The 24,075-nt window shown below is 71.7% G+C and carries 16 protein-coding genes and 1 tRNA gene; 13 read left to right on the forward strand and 4 right to left on the reverse strand.

What is annotated here, in order from left to right; genetic code table 11:
- The first annotated feature begins 1 nt into the window (after nt 1).
- From pstA to pstB, 6 genes are all read left to right on the forward strand, one after another.
- Nucleotides 2-1,255, forward strand: coding sequence for a phosphate ABC transporter permease PstA (gene pstA, locus AB0915_RS02255; RefSeq protein ID WP_366689273.1), 1,254 nt, complete (start codon nt 2-4; stop codon nt 1,253-1,255).
- Nucleotides 1,255-2,928 carry a phosphate ABC transporter substrate-binding protein PstS gene (locus AB0915_RS02260; RefSeq protein ID WP_366689274.1) on the forward strand — a complete coding sequence of 558 codons (1,674 nt, stop codon included), beginning with the start codon at nt 1,255-1,257 and terminating at the stop codon, nt 2,926-2,928. Before pstA ends, AB0915_RS02260 begins: the two co-directional genes overlap by 1 nt.
- The gene (locus AB0915_RS02265; protein WP_366689275.1) at nt 2,925-5,546 is read left to right on the forward strand and encodes a hypothetical protein; all 2,622 of its coding nucleotides are present in this window, start codon (nt 2,925-2,927) and stop codon (nt 5,544-5,546) included. Before AB0915_RS02260 ends, AB0915_RS02265 begins: the two co-directional genes overlap by 4 nt.
- A gap of 130 nt (nt 5,547-5,676) precedes the next feature.
- The gene (locus tag AB0915_RS02270; protein ID WP_366689276.1) at nt 5,677-7,662 is read left to right on the forward strand and encodes an Ig-like domain repeat protein; all 1,986 of its coding nucleotides are present in this window, start codon (nt 5,677-5,679) and stop codon (nt 7,660-7,662) included.
- A gap of 72 nt (nt 7,663-7,734) precedes the next feature.
- Nucleotides 7,735-8,655 carry a sortase gene (locus AB0915_RS02275; RefSeq protein ID WP_366689277.1) on the forward strand — a complete coding sequence of 307 codons (921 nt, stop codon included), beginning with the start codon at nt 7,735-7,737 and terminating at the stop codon, nt 8,653-8,655.
- Nucleotides 8,656-8,666: 11 nt separating this feature from the next.
- Nucleotides 8,667-9,491 (forward strand): phosphate ABC transporter ATP-binding protein PstB, encoded by an 825-nt coding sequence (pstB, locus tag AB0915_RS02280; protein WP_366689278.1) that lies wholly within the window; start codon nt 8,667-8,669, stop codon nt 9,489-9,491.
- Nucleotides 9,492-9,751: 260 nt separating this feature from the next.
- Here pstB and AB0915_RS02285 read toward each other — a convergent pair whose 3' ends face one another.
- A complete protein-coding gene (locus AB0915_RS02285) occupies nt 9,752-12,523 on the reverse strand; it encodes a hypothetical protein (protein ID WP_366689279.1) in 2,772 nt (923 codons plus the stop codon).
- A 498-nt stretch (nt 12,524-13,021) separates the two neighbouring features.
- Nucleotides 13,022-13,094: transfer RNA gene (locus AB0915_RS02290), tRNA-Arg, on the reverse strand.
- 318 nt (nt 13,095-13,412) lie between these two features.
- Between AB0915_RS02290 and AB0915_RS02295 the strand changes: the two genes are divergently transcribed.
- The 7 genes from AB0915_RS02295 to AB0915_RS02325 all read left to right on the forward strand — a co-directional run bounded on the left by AB0915_RS02295 (nt 13,413) and on the right by AB0915_RS02325 (nt 22,282).
- Complete coding sequence (locus AB0915_RS02295) at nt 13,413-15,065, forward strand: dynamin family protein (protein WP_366689280.1); 1,653 nt, start codon at nt 13,413-13,415, stop codon at nt 15,063-15,065.
- Nucleotides 15,062-16,996 carry a GTP-binding protein gene (locus tag AB0915_RS02300; protein WP_366689281.1) on the forward strand — a complete coding sequence of 645 codons (1,935 nt, stop codon included), beginning with the start codon at nt 15,062-15,064 and terminating at the stop codon, nt 16,994-16,996. The genes AB0915_RS02295 and AB0915_RS02300 overlap by 4 nt, the downstream gene beginning before the upstream one ends.
- A 92-nt stretch (nt 16,997-17,088) precedes the next feature.
- Complete coding sequence (locus AB0915_RS02305; protein ID WP_366689282.1) at nt 17,089-17,649, forward strand: single-stranded DNA-binding protein; 561 nt, start codon at nt 17,089-17,091, stop codon at nt 17,647-17,649.
- Nucleotides 17,650-17,864: 215 nt separating this feature from the next.
- Nucleotides 17,865-19,307, forward strand: coding sequence for an LAETG motif-containing sortase-dependent surface protein (locus AB0915_RS02310; protein ID WP_366689283.1), 1,443 nt, complete (start codon nt 17,865-17,867; stop codon nt 19,305-19,307).
- A 196-nt stretch (nt 19,308-19,503) separates the two neighbouring features.
- Nucleotides 19,504-21,168, forward strand: coding sequence for an energy-dependent translational throttle protein EttA (ettA, locus tag AB0915_RS02315; protein ID WP_366689284.1), 1,665 nt, complete (start codon nt 19,504-19,506; stop codon nt 21,166-21,168).
- A 5-nt stretch (nt 21,169-21,173) separates the two neighbouring features.
- Nucleotides 21,174-21,596, forward strand: coding sequence for a thioesterase family protein (locus AB0915_RS02320; protein WP_366689285.1), 423 nt, complete (start codon nt 21,174-21,176; stop codon nt 21,594-21,596).
- On the forward strand, nt 21,593-22,282 hold the full coding sequence (locus tag AB0915_RS02325; RefSeq protein WP_366689286.1) for a hypothetical protein: 690 nt from the start codon (nt 21,593-21,595) through the stop codon (nt 22,280-22,282). The genes AB0915_RS02320 and AB0915_RS02325 overlap by 4 nt, the downstream gene beginning before the upstream one ends.
- Nucleotides 22,283-22,306: 24 nt before the next feature.
- On the opposite strand, the gene AB0915_RS02330 is transcribed toward AB0915_RS02325, so the two are convergent.
- Nucleotides 22,307-22,468, reverse strand: a complete 162-nt coding sequence (locus AB0915_RS02330; protein WP_366689287.1) for a hypothetical protein — start codon at nt 22,466-22,468, stop codon at nt 22,307-22,309.
- On the reverse strand, nt 22,465-24,015 hold the full coding sequence (locus AB0915_RS02335) for an alpha/beta hydrolase (RefSeq protein WP_366689288.1): 1,551 nt from the start codon (nt 24,013-24,015) through the stop codon (nt 22,465-22,467). Before AB0915_RS02335 ends, AB0915_RS02330 begins: the two co-directional genes overlap by 4 nt.
- Between the last annotated feature and the right edge of the window lie 60 nt (nt 24,016-24,075).

Here is a 24,075-nt window from a genome sequence, read left to right on the forward strand (position 1 = left end):
CATGACCGTCGTCGAAGAGACCCCCGCGTACGTCGTCGAGGACGCCGTCCCCGACACCCCGGGCACCGCCGAAGCACCCGAACCGCCCGACCGGCCGCGCCGGATCGGCGGCGTCACCCGGGGCGGCGTTCTCGCCGTCACCGGCGCCGCCGCCTCCGGGCTCTGTGTCGCGATCCTGCTGTTCGGCGAACTGGCGTCGCTCTCGGGCACGCTGGGCTTCACCGTGACCGCGTACCTGTGCTTCCTGGCCTCCTACGCGATGCTGACCGGACTGGAGGACGACGGACCCGCTGTCCGCGACCGGGTGATGACGGTCGTGCTGTGGTCGGCGGCCACGGTCCTCTTCTCCGCGCTCGTCCTCGTCGTGGGCTTCACCCTGTGGCGCGGCCGGAAGGCGCTGCCGCACGGCAACTTCTTCACCCACGACATGCAGGCGGCGGGTCCCCTGGACCCGCTGACCGCAGGCGGCATCGCGCACGCCATGCTCGGCACCCTGATCATGATCAGCATCGCGCTGGCCATCACCGTCCCCCTCGGCCTGGCCTGCGCGGTCTACCTCAACCAGATCCCGGGGCGCTTCTCCCGCTTCGTCCGTACCATCGTCGAGGCCATGACGGCGCTCCCGTCGATCGTGGCCGGCCTGATGGTGTACGCGACCTGGATCCTCGGCCTCGGCATGGAGAAGTCGGGCCTTGCGGCGGGCTTCGCGATCAGCGTGATGATGCTGCCGATCGTGATCCGCGCGTCCGACGTCGTCCTGCGGCTGGTCCCCGGCACGCTGACCGAGGCCTCGGAGGCGCTCGGCGCGCCGCGCTGGCGCACCGTCTGGCACGTCATCCTGCCCACCGCCCGCTCGGGCCTGGCCACCGCCGTCATCCTCGGCACCGCCCGCGGCGTCGGCGAGACCTCGCCCGTGCTGCTCACGGCCGGCTTCACCGCGGCCCTCAACGCCGACCCGCTGCAGGGCCCGATGGTCTCCCTGCCGCTGGCCGTCTTCAACTTCGTCAAGTCCCCGGAACCCACCATGATCGCCCGCGGTTTCGGCGCCGCCGCCGTGCTGATGGCCCTGGTCCTGGTGCTCTTCGCGATCGCGCGGATGCTCGGCGGCCGCGGCCCGGGTCACCACACCAAGCGCCAGGCGCGCCGCGCCGAGCGGGCCTCCCGCCGCGACGTGGAGCGCTTTGCCGAACTGCACGCCCCCGCCCTGTCCGTGCTCGGCGGTGCCCCCGCCGCCGCCCCTGGAGACAACGACTGATGCGCATCCCCTTCACTCGACGGTATGCGGCCGTCCGGGCCCGATGGCGTGTTCTCGGCGCGCTGGCCGCGCTGCTGGGCGTGCTGTCCGGCGTGGTCCTGCCCGCCGCGCAGCCCGCCACCGCCGACTCCGGCTACACCCCGATCGCCGGCGCCGGCTCCACATGGGCCGAGAACGCCGTGGACGAGTGGCGTCGCGGCGTGACTCAGTACGGCATGCGGATCAGCTACTCCGGCACCGGAAGCTCCGACGGGCGCCGGCAGTTCCTCAACGGCCAGGTCGACTTCGCCGTCTCCGACATCCCGTTCCAGACCCACCCCACCGACGGCTCCGCCGCCGAGCAACCGGGCGCCGGCACGTACGCGTACATGCCGATCGTCGCGGGCGGCACGGTCTTCATGTACCACCTCACGATCAACGGCAAGCGGGTCAGCAACCTGCGGCTCTCCGGTGACGTGGTCACCAAGATCTTCACCGGTGCCATCAGCTACTGGGACGACAAGGCGATCGCCGCCGACAACCCCGGGATCCGGCTGCCGCACCGCAAAGTCATCCCCGTCGTGCGCTCCGACGGCTCCGGCTCCACCGCCCAGTTCACGTTGTGGATGGCCAACCAGCACAAGTCGCTGTGGCAGGCCTACTGCGGGCGGGTCGGCCGCTCCGGGGCGTGCGGCCAGACCTCGTACTTCCCGAGCGTCTCCGGCATGATCGCCCAGTCCGGCGACCTGGGCGTGGCGGGCTACGTCGCGCAGAACTACGGCGAGGGCGCGATCGGGTACGTCAACTACTCGTATGCCCTCAACGCCGGCTTCCCGGTGGCCAAGGTCCTCAACCACGCCGGTTACTACACCGAGCCGACCGCGCAGAACGTCGCTGTGTCGCTGCTCAAGGCGAGGATCAACACCAACAAGCAGTCCACCGACTACCTCACCCAGCAGCTCGACGGTGTCTACAACGACACCGACCGGCGCAACTACCCGCTGTCCAGCTACTCGTACATGATCCTGCCGCTCAAGGAGCAGGGAACCTTCACCGAGGCCAAGGGCAAGACCCTGGGCGCCTTCTCGTATTACTTCATGTGCCAGGGCCAGCGGCAGGCACCCGAGCTGGGCTACTCGCCGCTGCCGATCAACCTGGTGCAGGCGGGCTTCGACCAGATCCGCCGCATCCCGGGCGTGAAGGCGCAGAACATCAACATCAAGGGCTGCAACAACCCCACGTTCAGTCAGGATGGCCGCAACCGCCTTGCCGAGACCGCCCCGTACCCCAAGGCCTGTGACAAGAAGGGCGCCCCGCCCTGCACCACCGGCAGTGGCGGCGCGAAGGGCAACGGCGGCTCGTCCGGCGGCTCGTCCGGCGGTACGTCCGGCGGCAGCGCCGCCACGGACGGTACGGCCTCCGGCGGCACGACCGCGTCCGGTGGTACGTCCGGCGGTCCCTCCGTGGACCCCGACACCGGGCAGACCGTCGCCCCGGGCGGCGGGACCTCGGGCGGCGACGGTGCCTCCGGCGGCGCCACCGGCACCGTCGCCCTTGCCCAGCCGGTCACCGTGGCCGCCGGGGGCGGCTGGGGCGGTGCCCAGACGCTGATGCTGCTGGCCGTGGTGACCCTGCTCGGGCTCGTGCTGCTGCCCGCCGCCGTCTCGCAGGCGCTGCGAAGGAGATCCCGATGAGCACGCGGAGCCGTATCAAGCGCCTCCTTCTGCGCGTCGCCGCCGGATCGGCGATCGGCGCGCTCCTCGGCGGCGTCGTGGCCCAGGCCGCGCAGCCCGCGGCCGCGGCGGACCCGAGGAACTCGGCCGTCACCGTCTCCGGGCGCGGCGAGTTCCAGGACATGAAGTTCACGGTCAGCCAGACCGAGCACCTCACCAGTCAGGCCGTCACCGTGTCCTGGCGCGGCGGCAGCCCGACCGCCTTTGCCGGCACCCAGTTCAACACCGACTTCGTCCAGATCATGCAGTGTTGGGGCGACGACGACGGCACCGTCCCCGGCAACCCCGGCCCGCCGCGCACCCAGTGCCAGTACGGCGCCTCGCCGACCACCGACCGCAGCAGCTGGCCGGGGAACAACAACGACGACACCCGCAACGTCATCTACAGCGCCGGCCCGTCCAACTACGGGCAGGACGACCGTTACGGCGCCGGCGGCGTCTTCGGCCAGGGCGAGGTGCCCTTCAAGTCGGTCGACGGCACGCTGATCACCAGCGGTCTGCAGAACAACGCCCTGTACAACCGCAACACCACCAACGAAGTCGACTTCGCCCGCACCAGTGCCGACGGCACCGGCAAGGAGTTCTTCGAGGTCCAGACCGCCTTCGAGGCCCCCCACCTGGGCTGCGGCACCGCCGTCACCAAGAACGGTCGCACCGCTCCGCGCTCCTGCTGGCTGGTCATCGTGCCCCAGGGCCACCTCGACCTCGACGGCAAGCCGTACGCCGACCACACCCAGGTCAACGCGGGCTCGCCGGTCTCCTCCACCAACTGGAAGAACCGCGTCGCCATCAAGCTCGGCTTCAACAAGGTCGGCGCCACCTGCCCGCTCGGCTCCGACGAGCGGGCCACCAGGGGCAGCGAACTGGCCGCCGACGCCATGACCAGCTGGCAGGCCGCGCTCTGCCCCAGCGGCACCGTCTACGGCTACACCGAGCTCGGCGAGCCCGAAGCCCGCGCTCGCCTCGCCCGCGAGGGCAAGAGCGGTCTTGCCTTCACCACCCGCGCCCTGGACACCGCCAACGACGTGACGTACGCGCCCGTCGCGCTGTCCGGCGTGGTCATCGGCTTCACGATCGAACGCCGCGCCAGGGCGGGTGCCCCGGACTCGGTGCGCAAACTCTCCGGCACCAAGGTGGAGTCCATCGACCTCACCCCGCGGCTGGTCGCCAAGCTGCTCACCGAGTCCTACCGCAACTCCCCGTGGGCGGCGGTGGTCACCACGTTCTCCGACGGTACGGCCGGCCTCACCGCCGCCAAGCACTACGAGTGGGCGAAGAAGAACCCGGCGGGTCTGGTCACCGACCCCGAGTTCCTCGCGTACAACCCGGAGTTCGCGGAGCTGTCGGTCTCCGAGACCCCGGCCACCGATACCGACCTCATCACCGCGCTCGGTCACTCCGACTCCGCACGCGCGGTGTGGAAGTGGGTCACCGCCGACAAGGACGCCCGGCGCTTCCTGGCCGGCATCCCCGACGACTGGGGCATGACGGTCAACCCGTACTACAGCACGAACGCCGACCTGAACACCGACGGCGCCTTCGACCCGGCACGCGACGACTTCCCCAAGAGCGACCGCTGGTGCACGATCCCGCCGGGGACGGACGCCACGCAGCAGCAGTGCATGACCGACTTCCACCCGTACGTGCAGGACATGCACGCCGGAGCCCTGCACACCCGCCGCGCGGACACGCTGTGGAGGTCCTCCTGGGACGCGCTCGCGAGCCCGCCGGCCTTCAAGAGCCCCGGCCCACAGACCGTCGGGTCCCGCTTCGTGCTGACCATCACCGACGCCGCCTCCGCGGCCCGGTACGGACTGCAGACCGCGCGGCTGCTCAACGCCGCGGGAAAGTTCACCGCACCGACCGACAAGACCCTCGTCGCGGCCGCCGCGAGCGCGTCCGGCGATTCCGTCCAGGAGATCGACCCGGCCACGGCCAAGGCCAAGGACGCCTACCCGCTCGCCCAGCTGGTCCACGCCGCCGTACGTCCTGCCGCGCTCGAGGCCGACGCCCGCAAGGACTACGCGACGCTCCTGACGTTCGCCGCCGGCTCCGGCCAGACCAGCGGCACCGGCCCCGGTGAACTGCCGCCCGGCTACGCCCCACTGCCGTCCGCCCTGCGTTCCGAGGCCGCCAAGGCCGCGGCCAAGCTGGCCTCCTGGAAGCCCAGCGCCTCCGCCGGCCACGACAAGGGGTCCGGCGACAGCGGCGGCTCCGGTACTTCGGGCGGCAGCGACGGCACGGACGCCGGGCCGACCGGCGGCGATGGCCCCGACGCGACGCCCACCGGGGCGAGTCCGGTGCCCAGCGGTTCCCCCTCCTACGACGGCGGCGACGCCGTCCGGGTCACGGCGAACGGAACCACCCCCGCCGACCCGTCCAACGCGCTGCGTTACGCCGTCCCGATCGGCGCGGCGCTCGGCGCCGCCGCCGGTCTGGGCGCGCCCTTCGCGGGCGGCGCGAGGCCGCGGCTGCCGCTGCGCGTGCCGCTGCCCGGCGGCCGCGCGCTGACGGTGCTGCCGGAGTCGGCGGCCCTGCGGGACCGGTTCGGCCGACTGCGACGCCGCGTCGGACTGTGACCCGCCCGGCGGCTCAGCCGCCCCCACAGACGGCCGCCCGCCCCGAAAGGCAGTCGGGGCGGACGGTTGGCACCACCTTGCCAGATCCCTTCCCATCACCGGTTTCACGTTCATGAGCAGGAGACCTTTCATGCGCTCTACGCGCCTTACGGCCGTGGCCCTCGTGTCCGCCGTCGTGGCCGGCGGTCTGGCTCTCGCGAGCCCGGCCCAGGCCGATCCCGATGCCCGAGCCTTCCGCAAGCTCGTCGGCGTCGGCTCCGACACCACCCAGGACGTGCTCAACGCGCTGGCGGGCGACACCGTCAACGCCAAGAGCTACGCCGCCACGGCCGTGACCGCCGGCGGCGCCGGCCTCGCCTCGTACGACGCGGTCGAGCCCGGCACCGGCTCCGCCACCTCCAAGATCACCACCCGTTCCGGCGGGCCGTCCTTCCTGCGCCCCAACGGCTCCGGCAACGGCCGCATCGCGCTGAGCATGTCACTGACCGGCAGCAAGTTCCCGAACAGCGACGGCGTCGGCATCACCGGCCAGGTGGACTTCGCCCGCTCGTCGGGCGGCCCGAGCGCGAGCGGCAACGCCCTCACCTACATCCCGATGGCCCGCGACGCGGTCGGCGTGGCCGCCCGGGGCTCCGGACTGCAGAACCTGACGGTCGACCAGCTGCACGACATCTACAACGGCACGATGAAGACACTGAACGGCCTGACCGTCAAGCCGTACATCCCGCAGAACGGATCCGGCACCCGGAAGTTCTTCCTGGCCTCCATCGGGCTGAACGACAACGACGTCGCCTGGGTCCCCACCGTCCAGGAGAACCAGGCCGACGACGCCCTCACGGCCGAGGGCGCCCTGGTGCCCTTCTCCGTCGCGAGCTGGATCGCCCAGAACAACGGCGTCGCCCCGGACCACAGCTCCACCGCGGTCGCCGCTGGCGCATTCCTGGCCAACATCCAGCTGCGCGGGGACGCCGTCCCCACCTCCCCGGTGACGAAGGTCAACGGCAAGCTCGCACCGGTGGGCGACTACTACGACGATGCGACCTTCGGCCGCGACGTCTACAACGTCGTGCCGTCCCGGGCGATCGACCCGAGCAGCGCCTTCTTCGACAAGGCGCTGTACGACATCTTCGTCACCAACGGCAGCCACGTCGCGGCGCTTGCCTCGGACAAGGCCGAGGACGTCATCGACGACTTCGGCTTCATGAACGAGCCCTACAACGGCTCGATCAACCCGGCCAAGCACGCCAAGTTCGGCGGCCTCGAGGACGGCGGTGTCTCCAAGAACCTGCCCGGCACCCCGGTGCTCAAGGCCACCCCCGGCAGCGGGAGCCTGAAGCTCAGCTGGACCGCTCCGGCCGGCACCGGCCTGGCCGTCACCGACTACCGCGTGGTCATCACCGGCCCCAACGGCTCGGTCGTGGCGAACAAGGACCTGGTCGCGGGCACCACCTCGTACACCGCGAGCGGCCTGACCGCCGGCAGCTACTCCGCCACGGTCACCGCCAACAACCTCAACGGTGCGGGCAAGGCGGCCTCCTGGACCGGCTCGGTCAAGTACGCCAGCAAGACCGCTGCCACTGTCGCGACCACCGCGTACGGCCGCACCCCGAAGGTCGCCGTCACCGTCACCGGCAGCAACTCGGTCGCGCCGAGCGGCACGGTCACGGTGAAGGAAGGCAGCACCACCCGCGGCACAGGCACGCTCGACAGCCACGGCAAGGTCACCGTCCCGGTGTCCAGCCACCTGTCGGTCGGCACGCACACCCTCACGGTGTCGTACGGCGGCAACAGCAAGCTCTCTTCCTCCACCGCGACCGTCAAGCTGACGGTCACCAAGGCCACGGCCGCGGTGACCACCAGCGCGCCCACCTCGGTGAGCCACACCAAGCAGGCCAAGGTCACCGTGAAGGTCACCGCCACGGGCACCACCCCGGGCGGCAAGGTGCAGATCGTCGAGGGCACCAAGGTCCTCGCCACGGGCACCCTGAGCGGCGGCAAGGTGACCATCACCCTGCCGAAGCTGAAGACGGGCAAGCACACCCTGCACGCGCACTACCAGGGCTCCTCGACGGTGAACGCCAAGAACGGCGCGAACTTCACCATCAAGTCCACCTGATCCACCTGCCGGGGAGGCCGCACACCGCGGCCTCCCCGGCACCCCGACCCCATCCGTAGGAGGCAGGCCGCCGTGACGGTCGTCGCACCGAACCCGCCCCGTATCCGTGACCGGGGCGCCACCGTAACGCCGTCCCTCACACGGATACCCACCGCTCAGCACCTTGCCCGGGGCGCCCTGCTCACTCTTGCCGCAGTACTGCTGGGACTGACCACGCAGCTGCTCGTCGTCAGCCACTTGCAGCACCGCGCAGCCCAGCAGGGAGCGTTCGACGAGCTGCGCGCGAATCTCGCGCTCGGCACCGCGCCCGTCGCCCAGACCGACCCGCAGGGCAGGCTGCTCGCCCCCGGCACTCCGGTCGCCCTCCTCCGCATCCCGTCCCTGCAGGTGCGCGAGGTCGTCATGGAGGGCACCGACTCCCATGTGCTCATCGACGGCCCCGGCCACCGCCGCGACACCCCGATGCCCGGCCAGGCCGGCACGAGTGTGCTGCTCGGCCGCGCGGCTGCTTACGGCGGCCCCTTCGGACGGCTGTCGGAGCTGAAGAGCGGTGACGCCTTCACGGTCACCACCGGCCAGGGCAAGGTCTCCTACCGCGTCATGGACGTCCGCAGGGCCGGGGACCCGGCGCCCGCGCCCGTCGCCGCGGGCAAGGGCCGCCTCGTCCTGGTGACCGCCACGGGTCCGGCCTACCTCCCGGCCGGCATCCTGCGCGTCGACGCCGAGCAGGTGTCCGCCACCGCCGAGACCCCGGCCGCCACCATCCGGCCCGGCACTCTGCCCGAGTCCGAGCAGCCGATGGCCGCCGGCTCCGGCGTGCCCTGGCCGCTGGTGATGTGGCTGCAGGGCCTCGCCCTCGTCTCGATCGCCGCCGTCTGGGCCTGGTACCGCTGGGGCCGCCACCAGACCTGGATCGTCTTCGTCCCCGTGACGGCCGTCCTGGGGCTCCAGGTCGCCGCCCAGGTCACCCAGCTGCTCCCCAACCTGCTTTAGAGGAAACCGCCATGACCGATACCGTCGTACTTCCCGACCCCACCGCCGCCACCGGAGCGAACCCGGCCGCGCTGGAGGCCCGCGCCGTCTCCGCCTGGTTCGGCAGCCACAAGGTGCTGGAGCGGGTCTCACTGACGATGCCCGCCGGGGAGGTCACCGCCCTCATCGGCCCGTCCGGCTGCGGCAAGTCGACCTTTCTGCGCACCCTCAACCGGATGCATGAGCTGATCCCGGCCGCCGCCATGTCCGGCGAGGTGCTCTTCGAGGGCGAGGACGTCTACGCGCCCGGCCGTCGCCTCACCGACGCCCGCCGCCGGATCGGCATGGTCTTCCAGAAGCCGAATCCCTTCCCCGCGATGAGCATCTACGACAACGTCGTTGCCGGGCTGAAGCTCACCGGTGTCCGCGCCACGCGCCGTACGAAGGACGAGCTGGTCGAGGAGTGCCTGACCCGCGCGGGCCTGTGGAAGGAGGTCCGCGATCGGCTGCGCAAGCCCGGCGGCGCCCTGTCCGGAGGCCAGCAGCAGCGGCTGTGCATCGCCCGCTCGCTCGCGGTCCGGCCGCGCGTGCTGCTCATGGACGAGCCCTGCTCCGCCTTGGACCCCACCTCCACGCGGCGGGTCGAGGAGACGATCACGGAGCTGGCGGGCGAGGTGACCATCGTCATCGTCACGCACAACATGCAGCAGGCGGCCCGCGTCTCCGCGCAGTGCGCCTTCTTCCTCGCCGAGCAGGGCACGCCCGGCCGGATCGTGGAGCACGGCCCCACGGAGCAGATTTTCGGCAGTCCCTCCGACCAGCGCACCGCCGACTACGTCGCGGGCCGCTTCGGGTGAGGTGCGGCCTTCGGCGGTCGAGGAATCGAGAAGACAGCTCGTCGCTGGTGTGAGACACCGGACGAATCATCCCCGGGGAGTCCAGCCCCTTCCCTCACCTGTCGCCCCGGGGGAGCCGGAGTGGCCGTCGAGGGGGAAGCGGGTTTCCGTGGCCCCCGCGTGCCCCCTCACGCCGATGGCACCGGCCCCCGTGGCGGGGCCGGTGCCATCGTCCAGGTGGTGCGCTCAGGCACCGTCAGTGCGGGACGTGGACCCGGGCGTCAGCCCTGGCGTGCGTCGGTGACCTTCCCCGTGAGGAGGGGGCCGTCCATCCACTCGTTCTCCTTGAGGATGTACGCCTGCATCCGCAGGGACTCCTCCGGCTCGGTCAGCGCGTCGGTGACCGTGGGAACGGACACTTCGGTGCTCGTCCCGCCCTTGGGGACGGACACCCAGAGGGAGGGACTGTCCGTGGACAGGGGCCGCTCCGGGTCGGCGGCCGCGCCGAGCTCGGAGAGCCATTCCTTGTCGACGTCCTTCGTGGACAGCTCCGTGCCCTCGCGCACCGGCAGGAGGTCGAACCGCGTCTCGATGTTGGTGTCGGCGGGCTGGGAGAGCTCCACCTTCCAGGTGAGCTTCTGGCCCTCGGTGACCGAGTCGGCGACCGGGGTCACGGTGACCGTGGGCATGGGGTCGTCGTTCTCGACGAGCACGCCCCCGAAGGCGTCGCCGACCGCCGTGCCGCGCACGGCCTTGGCCGCGACCTCGTGGCGGAGATCGTAGTTGTAGCGGGAGTTGCCCTTGACCGTGATCGATACGCCTACGGAGCCACCGGCCTTCACCGTCACGGTGCGGACGGTGGACTTGTAGGTCTCCGGGTCGCGGACGGCGAGCTTGATCACGCCGGTGCCCTTGCCGGTGACCCGGACGGGCACGCGGTAGGTGCGGGTGCCGGAGTCGCCCTCCTTGACCGTCAGCCTGCCGATGCCGACACGCGGGAGCGCGACGGGGCGTACCGCCGGGGTGCCGGGGCGCCAGCCCCAGGCGTCCATCAGCCAGAGCTCGCCCGAGCTGCTGCGTGGGGTGAGCTCCAACGACTGCGTCCGCTTCAAGTCGACACCGGCGCTGACGGCGGCCTTCAGCGGGACGCGGACCTCACGCGCCCAGTGCGCGGCCGTCGAGTCGGAGCCGGGAAGGCCGTCGACGGTGACCTGACCGAGCCTCACCCCCTTGCCGGAGGCGTCGGTGAGGGCGACGTCGAGCCGGGTGCCCCGGGTGTTCGGCGGCACCATCACCCGCAGGGCGAGCGCGTCGGAGCCCGCCAGCGAGAAGGCGCGCTCCGGCGTCAGCCGGATCGGGGTGCCCGGCTTGGTCCAGCGGGCCGTGACCGCGTTGCGGCCCGGCTCACTGGTGGTGTCCGCCCAGGACGCGAAGTGCGGCGACTTACCGGGTTCGGAGTCCGGCCTGCAGGCCCGGGTAGCGCTCGTCGTGATCTGCTGGCACACGCGCCCGTTCGTCACCGAGAGCGGGTCGTCGGGCCGGATCGCCGGGGTGCGGTTGCCGCCGACGGCGTGGGTCAGCACCCAGGCGGGGCCGGCCGAGGGCGCGCGCCGGTCGGAGCCGTCGAGCAGCGGGCGGACCCGGTCGTCGCCCGCGAGGAAGAGCCGTGCGGCGGCGGCGATGTAGGTGGTGCCCGCCGTCTGCTGCTGCTTGGCGCTCAGCCGGGTCCTGGCCCGTGCCGAGCAGACCGGGTCCGGGTTGCTTTTGTCGTCCCAGAAGTCGTCGGCAGCCGGGGCCTCGGCCTGGCCGGGCGTCCACTCCGTGTTGAAGAAGTTGTGGTTGGCGCCGACCATGTACACCGCGCTGTGCAGCGCGGTGCCCCGGCCGATACCTCGGGTGCCGTCGAGGTAGATCTGGCCCTGGAGGTCGCTCACATCGCCGTCACAGCCCGGCAGGATGGTCATGGAGGGCACGTCGGGCGTGGGGTTCTGGCCGAAGATGGTGGGGCCGATCAGGACGGTGCCGCGGATCCGCCAGCCCACCGGCCCCCGGTAGCCGTCCTCGGCGGGCGGCGGCGGGGAGACGCTGTCGAGGGCCGCCCGGTTCACGCCCTCGCCGCCCCGGGAGTGGCCGACCAGGAGCACCTTCGAGAGGTCCGCGGGCTCCGTCGCGCGCACGGCCTTGGGGGCCTTCGCGGGGTTCGCGCCCCACTCCGCCCAGCGGGCGAGGTGCTGGCGCACCAGGGACGAACGGGCTTGCGCCCCGAAGTCGGCCGCGCGGCCGTCCTGCGCGTTGACACCGTTCGCGGAGATGGAAACCGTCACATAGCCCTGGGACGCCAGGCGCTTCTGGTCGTGCAGAAAGCCGCGGTAGCTCGGGACCGCCTTGTGACCCGGCTTGCACGGCCACTGCATGCCCGCGCTGTTCTTGCCGGGCTCGTAGCAGGTGGCGCTGCGGCCGTGGAGGAAGAGCGCCAGCGGTCGCTTCCCCGGCGCGTCCGTCGGGCCGACGACCGTGGCGCGCATCTCCACGGGCTCGGCGTAGCCCGGCAGCATCACCGACTTCAGGACGTACTCACCGCTGATGGTGCGGTACTTACCGGCGACACCGGGGTCGACGGGGTTGGCGGGGAACGGGTCCTGGGGCGCCGCCGCGGCCGACGAGCGCCGCTGACCGGGTGCCTGGTCAGCCCCTGCGGCGTCCAGCCGCCGCGAGCCGGCGACCACCTGGAGTTCGCTCACCGGTCCGACCCTTGCCCCGTCGAGGCGGAGCCGGAAGGTGCGTTGGTCGGGGGAGGGCTTCGGGACGCCGAGGGTCCGCTCCCCCGAGCGGAACTCGACCAGGGCGCCGCCCATGCCCACGGGCTCGGGCGAGCTCCAGATCAGCTCTCCGCCCTCGACACGCCACCCCTCCGGCAGCCGCTCCCCGGAGGCGCCCGGCGGCGCGCCGGGTATGGACTCGGCGGCCGGCTGCGCGTGCGCCGGCCCTGGCGCACCCGCCGCCAGCGCCACGGCCGCCAAGGCAGCCGTCAGCGCGCGTGAGACCTGTCTCACGATGGTGTCTCCTCGTCGTTGGTCGTGCTTCAGCGCCCCAGGAATCCCAGGAGCACCCCCCGCACCTGGGAGAGGGTGACGTGTCGTCACCGGTTTCCCACCTCGGGAAATCTGACAGGAATCTGACAGGAACCAAACAGGAGCCGAACAGGAGTCATGGGGCCGGTCCGTTGATCGAGGGATCCTGGCCCGGAGCGGCGGTCCGACGTCCGTGCGGCGAACCGTGACCTGCCCGCTGCGACGCGAATCACCTGGATCTTCGTGGCTGCACTGGCTTCCGTAGTCGTCGCCCTGTCGGCCTTCATGCCCGGCGGCCGGACCCGGAGCGCCGACCACCGCGCTGCAGAAACCCGGTGACAGCCGGACGGCGCTGGACCCTCCCCACCGTGACCTGGGGTCGGTCCGGCGCTTACGCGTTCGCTACAGGGGCCTCGCTACCGTGCCATGACCAGCAAGAAGGCCCTCCCGGTGGGAGGGCCTGACGTCGTACGGGCAAAGCGCCCCCGGCAGGACTCGAACCTGCGGCCAAGCGCTTAGAAGGCGCCTGCTCTATCCACTGAGCTACGGGGGCCGGGTGGTGGCCTCGGTGGCCTGGAGCCCTGGGGCCGGGCCGGTCCGTGACCTCGCCGGGACAAGGATAGGGCTCCGACCGCCTTGACCCGGTTGCTTCACCTGCGTGGCACGATGTGTAGGTTCGGTGAAGCGAACCGATAATCGCAGGTAGGCGCGGCTCGCGCATCGCTTTTGACGCCTCGCGCCCCGGGTGTTGTGCACTCGTTATGCCTGCGTCCCACTCGCCCCCTCTGTCCCGACGGCGCAATCGGCGCGCAGAGGTGGCTATACGCTTCAAAAAGGCGCCAAAATTGGGCATTCTTCGCATGTGGTGACCATGGACGTACGGCCTCAGCTCATCGACGCACTTTCCGCCCTGCGCGACCGTGTCGCCGCCGTGCGTCTCCCACTCCCGCTCCCCGGGGTGACACGCGCCCGGCAGACCAGGGTCGAGCTGCTCGCACAGCTCGACGACTACCTGCTTCCCCGGCTCAAGGATCCCGAAGCGCCCGTGCTCGCGGTCATCGGCGGATCCACCGGCGCCGGGAAGTCGACGCTCGTCAATTCGCTCGTGGGGCGGCGGGTCAGTGAGGCCGGGGTCCTGAGGCCGACCACCCGGATCCCCGTCCTTGTCTGCCATCCGGATGACCATCACTGGTTCGCCGGGGGCAGGGTGCTGCCGCAACTGACCCGGGTCTGGCTGCCGCCGGGCGAGTCCATGGACCCCGGCCTCCGTGACGAGCTCGACGGGCTCGACGACGGTGCGGAGGACGACGGGACCACACTGCGGGTCGAGACCGCCGCGAGTCTGCCGCGTGGGCTCGCGCTGCTCGACGCCCCGGACATCGACTCGCTCGTCGTACGGAACCGGGTGCTGGCCGCCGAACTCATCTGTGCCGCCGACGTCTGGGTCATGGTGACCACCGCCTCCCGGTACGCGGACGCGGTGCCGTGGCATCTGCTGCGTACCGCGAAGGAGTACGACGCCTCGCTCGTCACCGTGCTCGACCGGGTACCGCACCAGGTGATCGGCGAGGTCTCGCGGCAGTACGGGGCGCTCCTCACCAAGGCGGGACTCGGTGAGGTGCCGCGGTTCACCATCCCGGAACTGCCCGAGTCGGCGGGCGGCGGCAGCGGGCTGCTGCCCACCACCGCAGTTGCCCCACTGCGCGCCTGGCTCAGCCACCGCGTACAGGATCCGGCGGCCCGTCAGCAGGCGGTGGGGCGTACGGCGGCCGGGGTCATCGACTCGATGGACGTACGGATGCCGGAGCTGGCCGGCGCCGTCGCCGCACAGCACGCCGCAGCCGTGCGGCTCACCGGTGTGGTCGAGGACGCCTACCAGAAGGAGAATGCACGGGTCCGGCTGCGGGTGGAGAACGGTGGCGTGCTCTCCGGGGACGCGCGTACCCGATGGCGCGGATACCCGCATCACAGCACGTCCGAGGAACTTCTCGAATCGCTGGTGGACAGCCTCGCCGTACTTCTGCAGTGCGCCGTGGCCGCCGCCGACGAGCAGATCCGTACCGCCTGGCAGCGCGAACCTGCAGCCGGTGTGTTCGGGTTCGGGAACTCGGGCCGGGGGGCCGGGGGATGGGGGCCCGCCGAGGACGTCCGGGGCCGGATCGCCATGGCCGTACGGCGGTGGCGGCGGGTCCTGGAGGAGCTGGCCGAGGAAGAGGTGCGCCGGCTGGAACGCAGCGCCGCACCCGACGCCGAGACGGTGGCCGCGCTGCTGGCCGCCGCGCTGCTCGGCGGCCGTCGTGCCCGCAGCGCCGGGGAGCAGCTCGCCGAACGTATCGGAGCCCAGGGCGCGCTGCGGCTGCGCGACAAGGGCGGGGCCCTGCTGACCAGCTGTCTCGACCGGGTGCTGGGCAGCGAGCGCGACCGGCGGCTGGCGCCGCTCGACGCGCTCGACGTGGCCCCGGAGCCGCAGGCCGAACTGATTGCCGCGCTGTCCGTACTGCAGAAGGAGAGGGGGCAGCGTTGACTGCCGTCACTGACCAGGATCACGGCCAGGAACAGGGCGAGGCCGGTGGTGTCGTCGTATGCCAGGGCCGGCACGACCCCGAGTCCGGGGGCCGGTGGGACGACGGGCTCATCGCCCGGCGCGCAGCGGCCCTCGCCACGGACCCCGAGGATCCCGAGTCCGAGGCCGCCCCCGACGACGTACGTCCTCAGGTCGAGGCGTACGTAGCCTCCGGCGGCCCGCTCCGGCCGAGGCTCGACGCGCTGCGCGAACTCGTCGGGCTGTCCCGGGCCCGCCTCGACGGGACCACGCTCGCCGAGGCGGGGCGCGTACTCGACGAGGCCGCCGCACGACAGCGGCTCTCCTCACGGCACACCGTCGTCGCCATCGCCGGGGCGTCCGGCAGCGGCAAATCGACGCTCTTCAACTCCCTGGCGGGCGCACAGATCTCCGAGACCGGACTGCGTCGGCCGACCACCGCCGCGCCCCTTGCCTGCTCCTGGACCGACGGCGCCGCCGGACTGCTGGACCGGCTGGCCATTCCGGGACGCCTCAGGCGCAGGCCGCAGCAGGGCGGTACGGAGGCGGACGAGGCGCTCCAGGGGCTTGTCCTCGTCGATCTGCCCGACCACGACTCGGCAGCGGCCGGGCACCGCGAGCAGGTCGACCGGGTGCTGGCCCTGGTCGACGCGGTGATCTGGGTCGTCGATCCCGAGAAGTACGCGGACGCCGCCCTGCACGAGTGCTATCTGCGACCGCTGGCCGGCCACGCGGAGGTCACGTTCGTCGTCCTCAACCAGGTGGACCGGCTGCCCGGTGACGCCGCCGACCAGGTCCTCGACGATCTGCGCAGGCTCCTCGACGAGGACGGCATGGCGCTCGGCGAACACGGCGAACCGGGCGCCACCGTCCTGCCGCTGTCCGCGCTCACCGGCGAAGGTGTCGGTGAACTGCGTGAGCTGCTCGGCCGGTTCGTGCAGGAGCGCACAGCTGCGGCGCGCCGGCTCTCGGCCGATGTGGACGCCGCGGCGGCGAAGCTGCGGCCGGTGTACGTCGCCGAGGGGCGGCCGGGACTCGGGGAACGGGCCCGCGAGGAGTTCGCCGACCGGCTGGGGGAGGCGGTGGGTGCGGCCGCGGCCGGTCAGGCCGCCGAACGTGCGTGGCGCAGGAACGCCGGGCGCGCCTGCGGGACGCCGTGGCTGCGGCTGTGGCGGTGGTACGAGTCCACCCGGCGGCCGGGAAGTCCGGACCGGGCGGCGGCCACGCCCGCGCCGCCGGAGGAACAGCTCACCGCCCGGCAACGCGTCGAGCAGGCGGTACGGACGGTGGCGGACGCCGCCGCGGACGGGCTGCCGGGTCCCTGGGCGCAGGCGGTCCGTGAGGCCGCGGTGCAGGGGGCGACGGGGCTGCCGGAGGCGCTGGACGAGCTGGCCGGGAAGGCCGGAACGGTGGGGCACGGGCGGGCCAGGGGCGCGGGCGACGACGCGGGGCGTGGTACCGCGGCCGCAGTCGGTGGTGGGGGCGTGGTGGCCGCCGGTGTGGCCGGTGCATCGGGTGTGGCGCACAGCGGGCGGGTGGGAGGCAAGCCGCCGAGGCCCGCGTGGTGGCCCGCCGCCGTGTTGGCGCAGGCGTCCATGACGCTGCTGCAGATCTTCGGCGGGCTCTGGCTGGTCGGCCAGATCATCGGCGTGATCGAACCGGGACTCCTCACGCCCGCGCTGGTGATGCTGGCTGGCGTGATCGGCGGGCCACTGGTCGAGTGGTCGTGTGCGGCGGCAGCCCGGGGGCCCGCCCGGCGGTACGGGCAGGAGGCCGAGCGGTGCCTGCGCGAGGCGGCGGCGGCCGTCGGCCGGGCGAGGGTGCTCGATCCGGTGGCGGCCGAACTGGTGCGGTACCGGGAGGTGCGCGAGCGGTACGTGACGGTGACGGAGTTTTCCACAACCGGTCGGTAGTACACAGTCCTCAGCAGGATCCCCGCCTCCCCTTCAGCATGAGATCAGTGACCGCGCGGCAGCGGTCACGGAGCCGAAGGGGAGGCGGAGGCATGAACGAGACCGTGGTGACGCTGGTGGGCAATGCGGCGACCGGGGTGGAATTCCGGGAGACCGCGACCGGGGGAATGGCGCGATTCCGGTTCGCCGTGACGGCCCGCCGATGGGACCGGGAGAAACAGCTCTGGACGGACGGGCACACCAGCTTCTACACCGTGTGGGCGTGGCGCACACTGGCGGCGAATCTCGCGGGTTCGGTCTCCGTCGGAGAACCGCTGCTCGTGCACGGTCGGTTGAAGGTGCGCGAGGAGGAACGGGACGGACAGCGCAGGACGTTCGTGGACATCGAGGCGGTGGCGGTCGGACACGATCTGACACGGGGGACGTCGGCGTTCCGGCGGGTGCTGCGGGGTGACCCGACGCTGACGGCACGGCCAGGCAGGAGGGACGGGCCGGACGGGGCGGGAGATGTGCGGGGAAGGGGAGAGGCCGCCGAGCGGGGGCGACGGCGAGCGTCAGTCGCAGCGGGGGAGACGGCGGGGACACCGGCGCAGACACCGGTGGGGATGATGATGCGTCAGGAGCCCATCCCCGAGCTGGCGTCGGCACCGTGACGCCGCCCGGAGATGGGGGGAGGGGGTGACAGCGGGCGGTAAACAGTTCCGGCGATAACGATTCCGATTCGGAATGGTTGTACGACGGTATGACGGGGGACTGTGCTTCGTCGCTTCCTTAGGATTCCCCAGTACTCACGGGTACTTGAGTCGACTGGCGGGGCAATCCCCACACGCGCATCAGGCGCGGAGGGCCCCGCCCGGAGGGGACATCTGTGTTTTCTGCTTCTTCAGCGACCTTTTCATCGTCCAATGCGGGGGCGAATCCGCCACGGGGCCGGGGCATTGCCCGGCTGGCCGCATCAGTGGTGGCATCCGGACTCGTCATAGCCGGGGCCCTCGTCGGCGCGGGCACTGCGACCGCCGACGAGGCGCCGCAGCACCAGGGCGGTGCCAGCGCGGTCCTGGACGGGTTGAAGACCTACGACCGGGCCGTGCTCACCACGAACGGGAAGAAGCAGGAACTGCCCGCCGGGCTCTTCGAGATGACCGTCGACGGCGGCGGCAAGCTCAAGACGTACTGCATCGACATCCATAACCCCACCCAGGACCAGGCGAAGTACCTGGAGACCCCCTGGAACCAGACGTCGCTCGGCGCCAACAAGAACGCGGGCCGGATCCGCTGGATCCTGGAGCACTCCTACCCGCAGATCGACGACCTCGCGGCGCTCGCCGAGCAGGCCGGCACCGGGCCGCTCACCGAGCGGACCGCGGCGGCGGGCACCCAGGTCGCCATCTGGCGTTACTCGGACGACGCCGATGTCGAAGCTGCCGACAAGCAGGCCGAGAAGCTCGCCGACTGGCTGGAGGAGCACGCCGAGGACGTCGCCGAGCCCAAGGCGTCCCTCGCCCTGGACCCGGTCGCGGTCTCCGGCCGGTCCGGTGAGCGGCTCGGGCCGGTCACCGTCCGCACCAACGCCGGCCAGGTCTCGGTGACCCCGCCCGCCGACTCCGCCAGCGGCGTCAAGGTCACCGACAAGACCGGCAAGCCCGTCACCGCCGCCGCCAACGGCGCCGAGCTCTACTTCGACGTCCCGGCGGGCGCCGCCGACGGCACCGCCTCGCTGACCGTCCAGGCCACCACCTCGGTGCCGGTCGGCCGGGCCTTCGCCGGAGTGACCAAGAGCCAGACGCAGATCCTGGCCGGCTCCAGCGAGTCCACGGTCTCCGCGACCGCCACCGCGACCTGGGCCAAGAAGGGCGCGATCCCCGCGGTCACCGCGAAGAAGAACTGCGCCAAGGGCGGCGTGGACGTCACCGCGAGCAACGAGGGCGACGAGGCGTTCACCTTCGAGCTGGCCGGCATCAAGCACACCGTCGAGGCCGGCGCGTCCGAGACGGTGACCGTCCCGGTCGCCGAGGACCAGGCGTATGACTTCACGATCACCGGCCCCGGCGGGTTCACCCAGACGTTCAAGGGCGTCCTGGACTGCAAGACCAGCGGCAGCTCCACCGGCGGCACCGACACCCAGACCCTCGCCCAGCCCGCCCCGGCCACGGCCGGCGGCAGCTCGGCCGGTACCGGGGGCGACCTCGCCGAGACCGGCAGCTCGAGTGCCACTCCGGTGATCGCGGGCATCGCCATCGCCCTGGTCGTCGTCGGCGGCGGCGCGGTCTTCCTCCTCCGGAAGCGGAAGACGCAGACCACCGCGGAGTAGACAAAGAGTGACGCATCGAGTCCACACCGTCACGATGCGCTGATGGCAGCCCCGGTACGCCCACGCGTATCGGGGCTGCCGCGTACCGGAAGGCACCCATGGGGCGTACCGTCGGCCGGACGGGTTTCCGTCCTGGGATGGACGTCAGGCAAGATGGGGTGTATCTGCCCACACATCGATAGCCGGACGGTTTCTCTTGGCTGAGTACATCTACACCATGCGCAAGACGCGCAAAGCGCACGGCGACAAGGTGATCCTCGATGACGTCACCCTGAACTTCCTGCCCGGCGCGAAGATCGGTGTCGTGGGCCCCAACGGTGCCGGTAAGTCCACGGTGCTGAAGATCATGGCGGGCCTGGAACAGCCGTCCAACGGTGACGCGTTCCTGTCGCCCGGGTTCAGTGTCGGCATCCTCATGCAGGAGCCGCTGCTCGACGAGTCGAAGACCGTGCTGGAGAACGTCCAGGACGGCGCCGCCGAGATCATGGGGAAGCTCACGCGCTTCAACGAGGTCGCCGAGCTCATGGCGACGGACTACTCGGACGCGCTGATGGAGGAGATGGGCAAGCTCCAGGAGGACCTGGACCACGCGAACGCGTGGGACCTGGACGCCCAGCTGGAGCAGGCCATGGACGCCCTGGGCTGCCCGCCCGGCGACTGGCCGGTCGTCAACCTCTCCGGTGGCGAGAAGCGCCGCGTCGCGCTCTGCAAGCTGCTGATCGAGGCCCCGGACCTGCTCCTCCTCGACGAGCCCACCAACCACCTCGACGCCGAGTCGGTGAACTGGCTGGAGCAGCACCTCTCGAAGTACGCGGGCGCCGTCGTCGCCGTGACGCACGACCGGTACTTCCTGAACAACGTCGCCGAGTGGATCCTCGAGCTGGACCGCGGCCGCGCGCACCCGTACGAGGGCAACTACTCCACGTACCTCGACAAGAAGGCCACCCGCCTCAAGGTCGAGGGCCGTAAGGACGAGAAGCGCGCCAAGCGGCTCAAGGAAGAGCTGGAGTGGGTCCGCTCCAACGCCAAGGGCCGGCAGACCAAGTCCAAGGCGCGTCTCGCCCGGTACGAGGAGATGGCGGCCGAGGCGGACAAGATGCGGAAACTGGACTTCGAGGAGATCCAGATTCCGCCGGGCCCGCGGCTCGGTTCCATCGTCGTCGAGGTCGAGAACCTCTCGAAGGCCTTCGGCGACAAGGTCCTCATCGACGACCTGTCGTTCACGCTGCCGCGCAACGGCATCGTCGGCGTCATCGGTCCGAACGGCGCGGGCAAGACCACGCTGTTCAAGATGCTCCAGGGCCTGGAGACGCCGGACTCCGGCGGCATCAAGGTCGGCGAGACCGTCAAGATCTCCTACGTCGACCAGAGCCGCGCCAACATCGACCCCAAGAAGACCCTCTGGGCGGTCGTGTCGGACGAGCTCGACTACATCAACGTCGGCCAGGTCGAGATGCCGTCGCGGGCGTACGTCTCCGCCTTCGGCTTCAAGGGCCCGGACCAGCAGAAGCCGGCCGGTGTGCTCTCCGGTGGTGAGCGCAACCGTCTCAACCTGGCGCTGACGCTCAAGGAGGGCGGCAACCTGCTGCTCCTCGACGAGCCCACCAACGACCTCGACGTCGAGACGCTGTCCTCGCTCGAGAACGCTCTCCTGGAGTTCCCGGGTGCGGCCGTGGTCATCTCCCACGACCGCTGGTTCCTGGACCGCGTCGCCACGCACATCCTGGCGTACGAGGGCGACTCCAAGTGGTACTGGTTCGAGGGCAACTTCGAGTCGTACGAGAAGAACAAGGTCGACCGCCTCGGCGCCGATGCGGCCCGCCCGCACCGCGCCACGTACAAGAAGCTCACGCGAGGCTGATCGTCTTGGCTCGTCACATCTACAACTGCCCGCTGCGCTGGTCGGACATGGATGCCTTCGGCCACGTCAACAACGTGGTCTTCCTCCGCTACCTGGAGGAGGCGCGCATCGACTTCATGTTCCGGCTGGCGCCGGGGGACGGCTCGCCGTCCTTCGCCGGCGGGTCCGTCGTGGCCCGGCACGAGATCGACTACGTGCGCCCGCTGGTCCACCGGCACGCGCCGGTGACCGTCGAGTCCTGGGTCACGAAAATAGGTGCCGCGTCCCTCACGATCTCGTACGAGATCAAGGACCCGGACCAGGTGTATGTACGGGCCTCGACCGTCGTCGTGCCGTACGACCTGGCCGAGGAGCGACCCCGGCGGATCTCCGCTGAGGAGAAGCTCTTCCTCCAGCAGTACCTGGCCGAGGAGCCCGCCGCCGTATGACGGTGCCTGTGCGGTCGCTGGAGTTCGCCGACGCGAGGGAGGCCGCGGATCTCGCGGCCTTCCTCGGCCGGCTGCTCCACTACGACCGGGCCGCCGCAGTGCGGATGCAGGCGGGCGGCAGCGCGCTGGCCGTCTTCGGCAGGCCGCCGTCGTTCGAGGTCCTCGCGATCCGGACGGCGCGGCTGGACGGCCCGCATGACTTCGACGTCACAGTGTCTGCCGGTGAACTCCTCGAATCCCTCGATGCCGAGGGCACGGCGGCCGGTTCGGGCGCCCTGCCCACGCCCGTCACCGGGCCGCCGTGGACGGGCGTCCTCCCGCCCCGCAGCGGCTGGCACGAACGTCCGGGCCTGCCCGACCCGGTCTCCCTGCGCACGGCGCTCACCGCCGCGGTGGCGGAGTTCCGCTCCCGCGACGAGGCGCTGCCCGAGGACCGCCGAACCCGGGCGGAGCGGGACCTGATCGGCCGCGAGATCTGGTCGCGCACGGTCGGCGATACCCCGCTTCCGCTGCGGGCCGTCCATGCCGCCCAGTCCCTCGGATTCCTCCGCCCGGCGCCGGACTTCCCGGTCGCCCTGCTCGCGGCCGGGACCTGGCTGCGGCTGCGTACCCCGTTCGGCTCGATTGCGCTGCGCGGCCCGGGCAGCGGACTCGGCACGCTCGCGGTGACGGTGGGCGCGGGCTGAGCACCGGCGGGCCGATGACACGCCCTAGGAGGGTCCGTCACCCCCGGTGGCCAGGATCGTGTCCACATCGCTCTGGAGGCGGCTGCAGAGCCCGGGGGCGTGGCGGGGTGCGGTGGCCGTTGCCGCGGTGCCGGACGCTCCGGTGAGCAGGGCCGTGGCCGCCAGGCCCGTACGTCGGCTGATCAACGGTCCTCCCCGGTGCCGGGGCAGCTCAGGTCGGCCGCGGGCAGGGGGCCGCCGCGCAGATAGTCGTTGACGGCCCGGTCGGCGCAGGGAACGGGGGTGAGGCCGTCGAATCCGCGCCCGTACACCCCGTGCGAGCGGATGTCCGCCGTCACCAGCCGGGAGCCGGTCAGGCGGTGGTGCAGGGCCAAGGCCCCTTCGTACGGGACGTTGTTGTCGCGCCGGGCCTGGAGCATCAGCACGGGTACGTCGTTGCCGATCACCGTGGCGGGCTCGCGGGACGTGCTCGTCCAGAACGCGCACGGGGCAATCATGCTGTTGACGAGCGGGCCGAAGACGGGCTGGGCGGCGCGGCTGCGTTCCATGTTCCGCCAGTACGTCTCCGGGTTCCCCGGCCAGCCGCCGGCCGGCCAGCCGCGGTCGCCGCACATGAAGAGGGTTCCGCCCAGCATGCTGTCCGCCATCTCGGGCGACGCGAGCATTTGGAGCATGGCGGCGAGCTCCGGGCCGGGCTCGACCGGCCTGCCCGCGGCGGCATCGGCCAGGTCGCGCACCGTAGCGGCGAGCGCCGGGTCGTACTCCTCGTGCTGGATGAGCTGCCTCAGCACCAGCCGCAGCAACGGCGCGTCGAGCCGGACGCCGGAGACGGTGACCGGGCGCCGCTCGGCCCCGTCGAGCAACCGCTGGACGCTCGCCCGGACTTCGGCCGGTGTGCTGCCGAGCCGGTAGGTGCCGTCCTGCCGCGCGGTCCAGCCGGCCCAGGCGTCCAGCGCCTCTTCGAGCGGTCTGCCCGCCCGCTGGAAGAGTTCGTACTGGGTGTCCGACGGGTCGGTGGAGGAGTCGATGACGACGCGGTCGGTGCGGCGCGGGAACATCTGGGTGTAGACGGCGCCCAGATCGGCGCCGTACGAGACGCCGTAGTACGACAGTCTGCGCTCACCCAGCGCCGCGCGGATCGCGTCCATGTCGCGGGCGACGTTCCGGGTCGTGGCGTGGGGGAGGAGCTGTGCGTTGTCCCCGTGCTCCTGGCAGCGGCGTGCGGTGTCGCGGGCGGACCGTACCGACTGCTCGAAGTCCTCGCGGCGGGTCGTGGTCGGGCCGGGCGCGGGCGTCGGGGCGGCGGGGTCGCAGGCGATGGGGGTGGACTCGCCGAGGAAACGGGGATCGAAGCCGATCAGGTCGTAGCGGTCGGCCGCATCCTTCAAGGCGGGCCGCAGAAGCAGGGTGCTTGCGAGTCCGGTGCCGCCCGGACCGCCCGGGTTGGACAGCAGGACGCCCCGTCGCTGCCCGTGCTTCGCGGTGGCCTTGATTCGTGAGACGGCGATCCGGATGGTCCGGCCCCGGGGGTCGGAGTAGTCGAGCGGGACGGTCACCTTCGCGCACTGCGCGCCCGCCTCCTTCAGTTCCTGCTGCTGCGGCGAGCAGGGCCCCCAGACGAGCCGCTGGTGGGAGGGGGTGGCGGGGGCGGCGGGGGTGGCCGACGCGGACACGCAGCCTGTCAGTAGACAGGTCAGGCCCAGGCCGGCGGCGGCCAGCTTGGCGACGCGCATGGTGCTCCTCGGGATCAGGTGGATTGCTCCCGTAAGACGCTAGGGGCGTACGCGGCGCGA

Origin of the sequence: Streptomyces sp. NPDC048411 (assembly GCF_040704695.1) — a bacterium.
Taxonomy (GTDB): domain Bacteria; phylum Actinomycetota; class Actinomycetes; order Streptomycetales; family Streptomycetaceae; genus Streptomyces.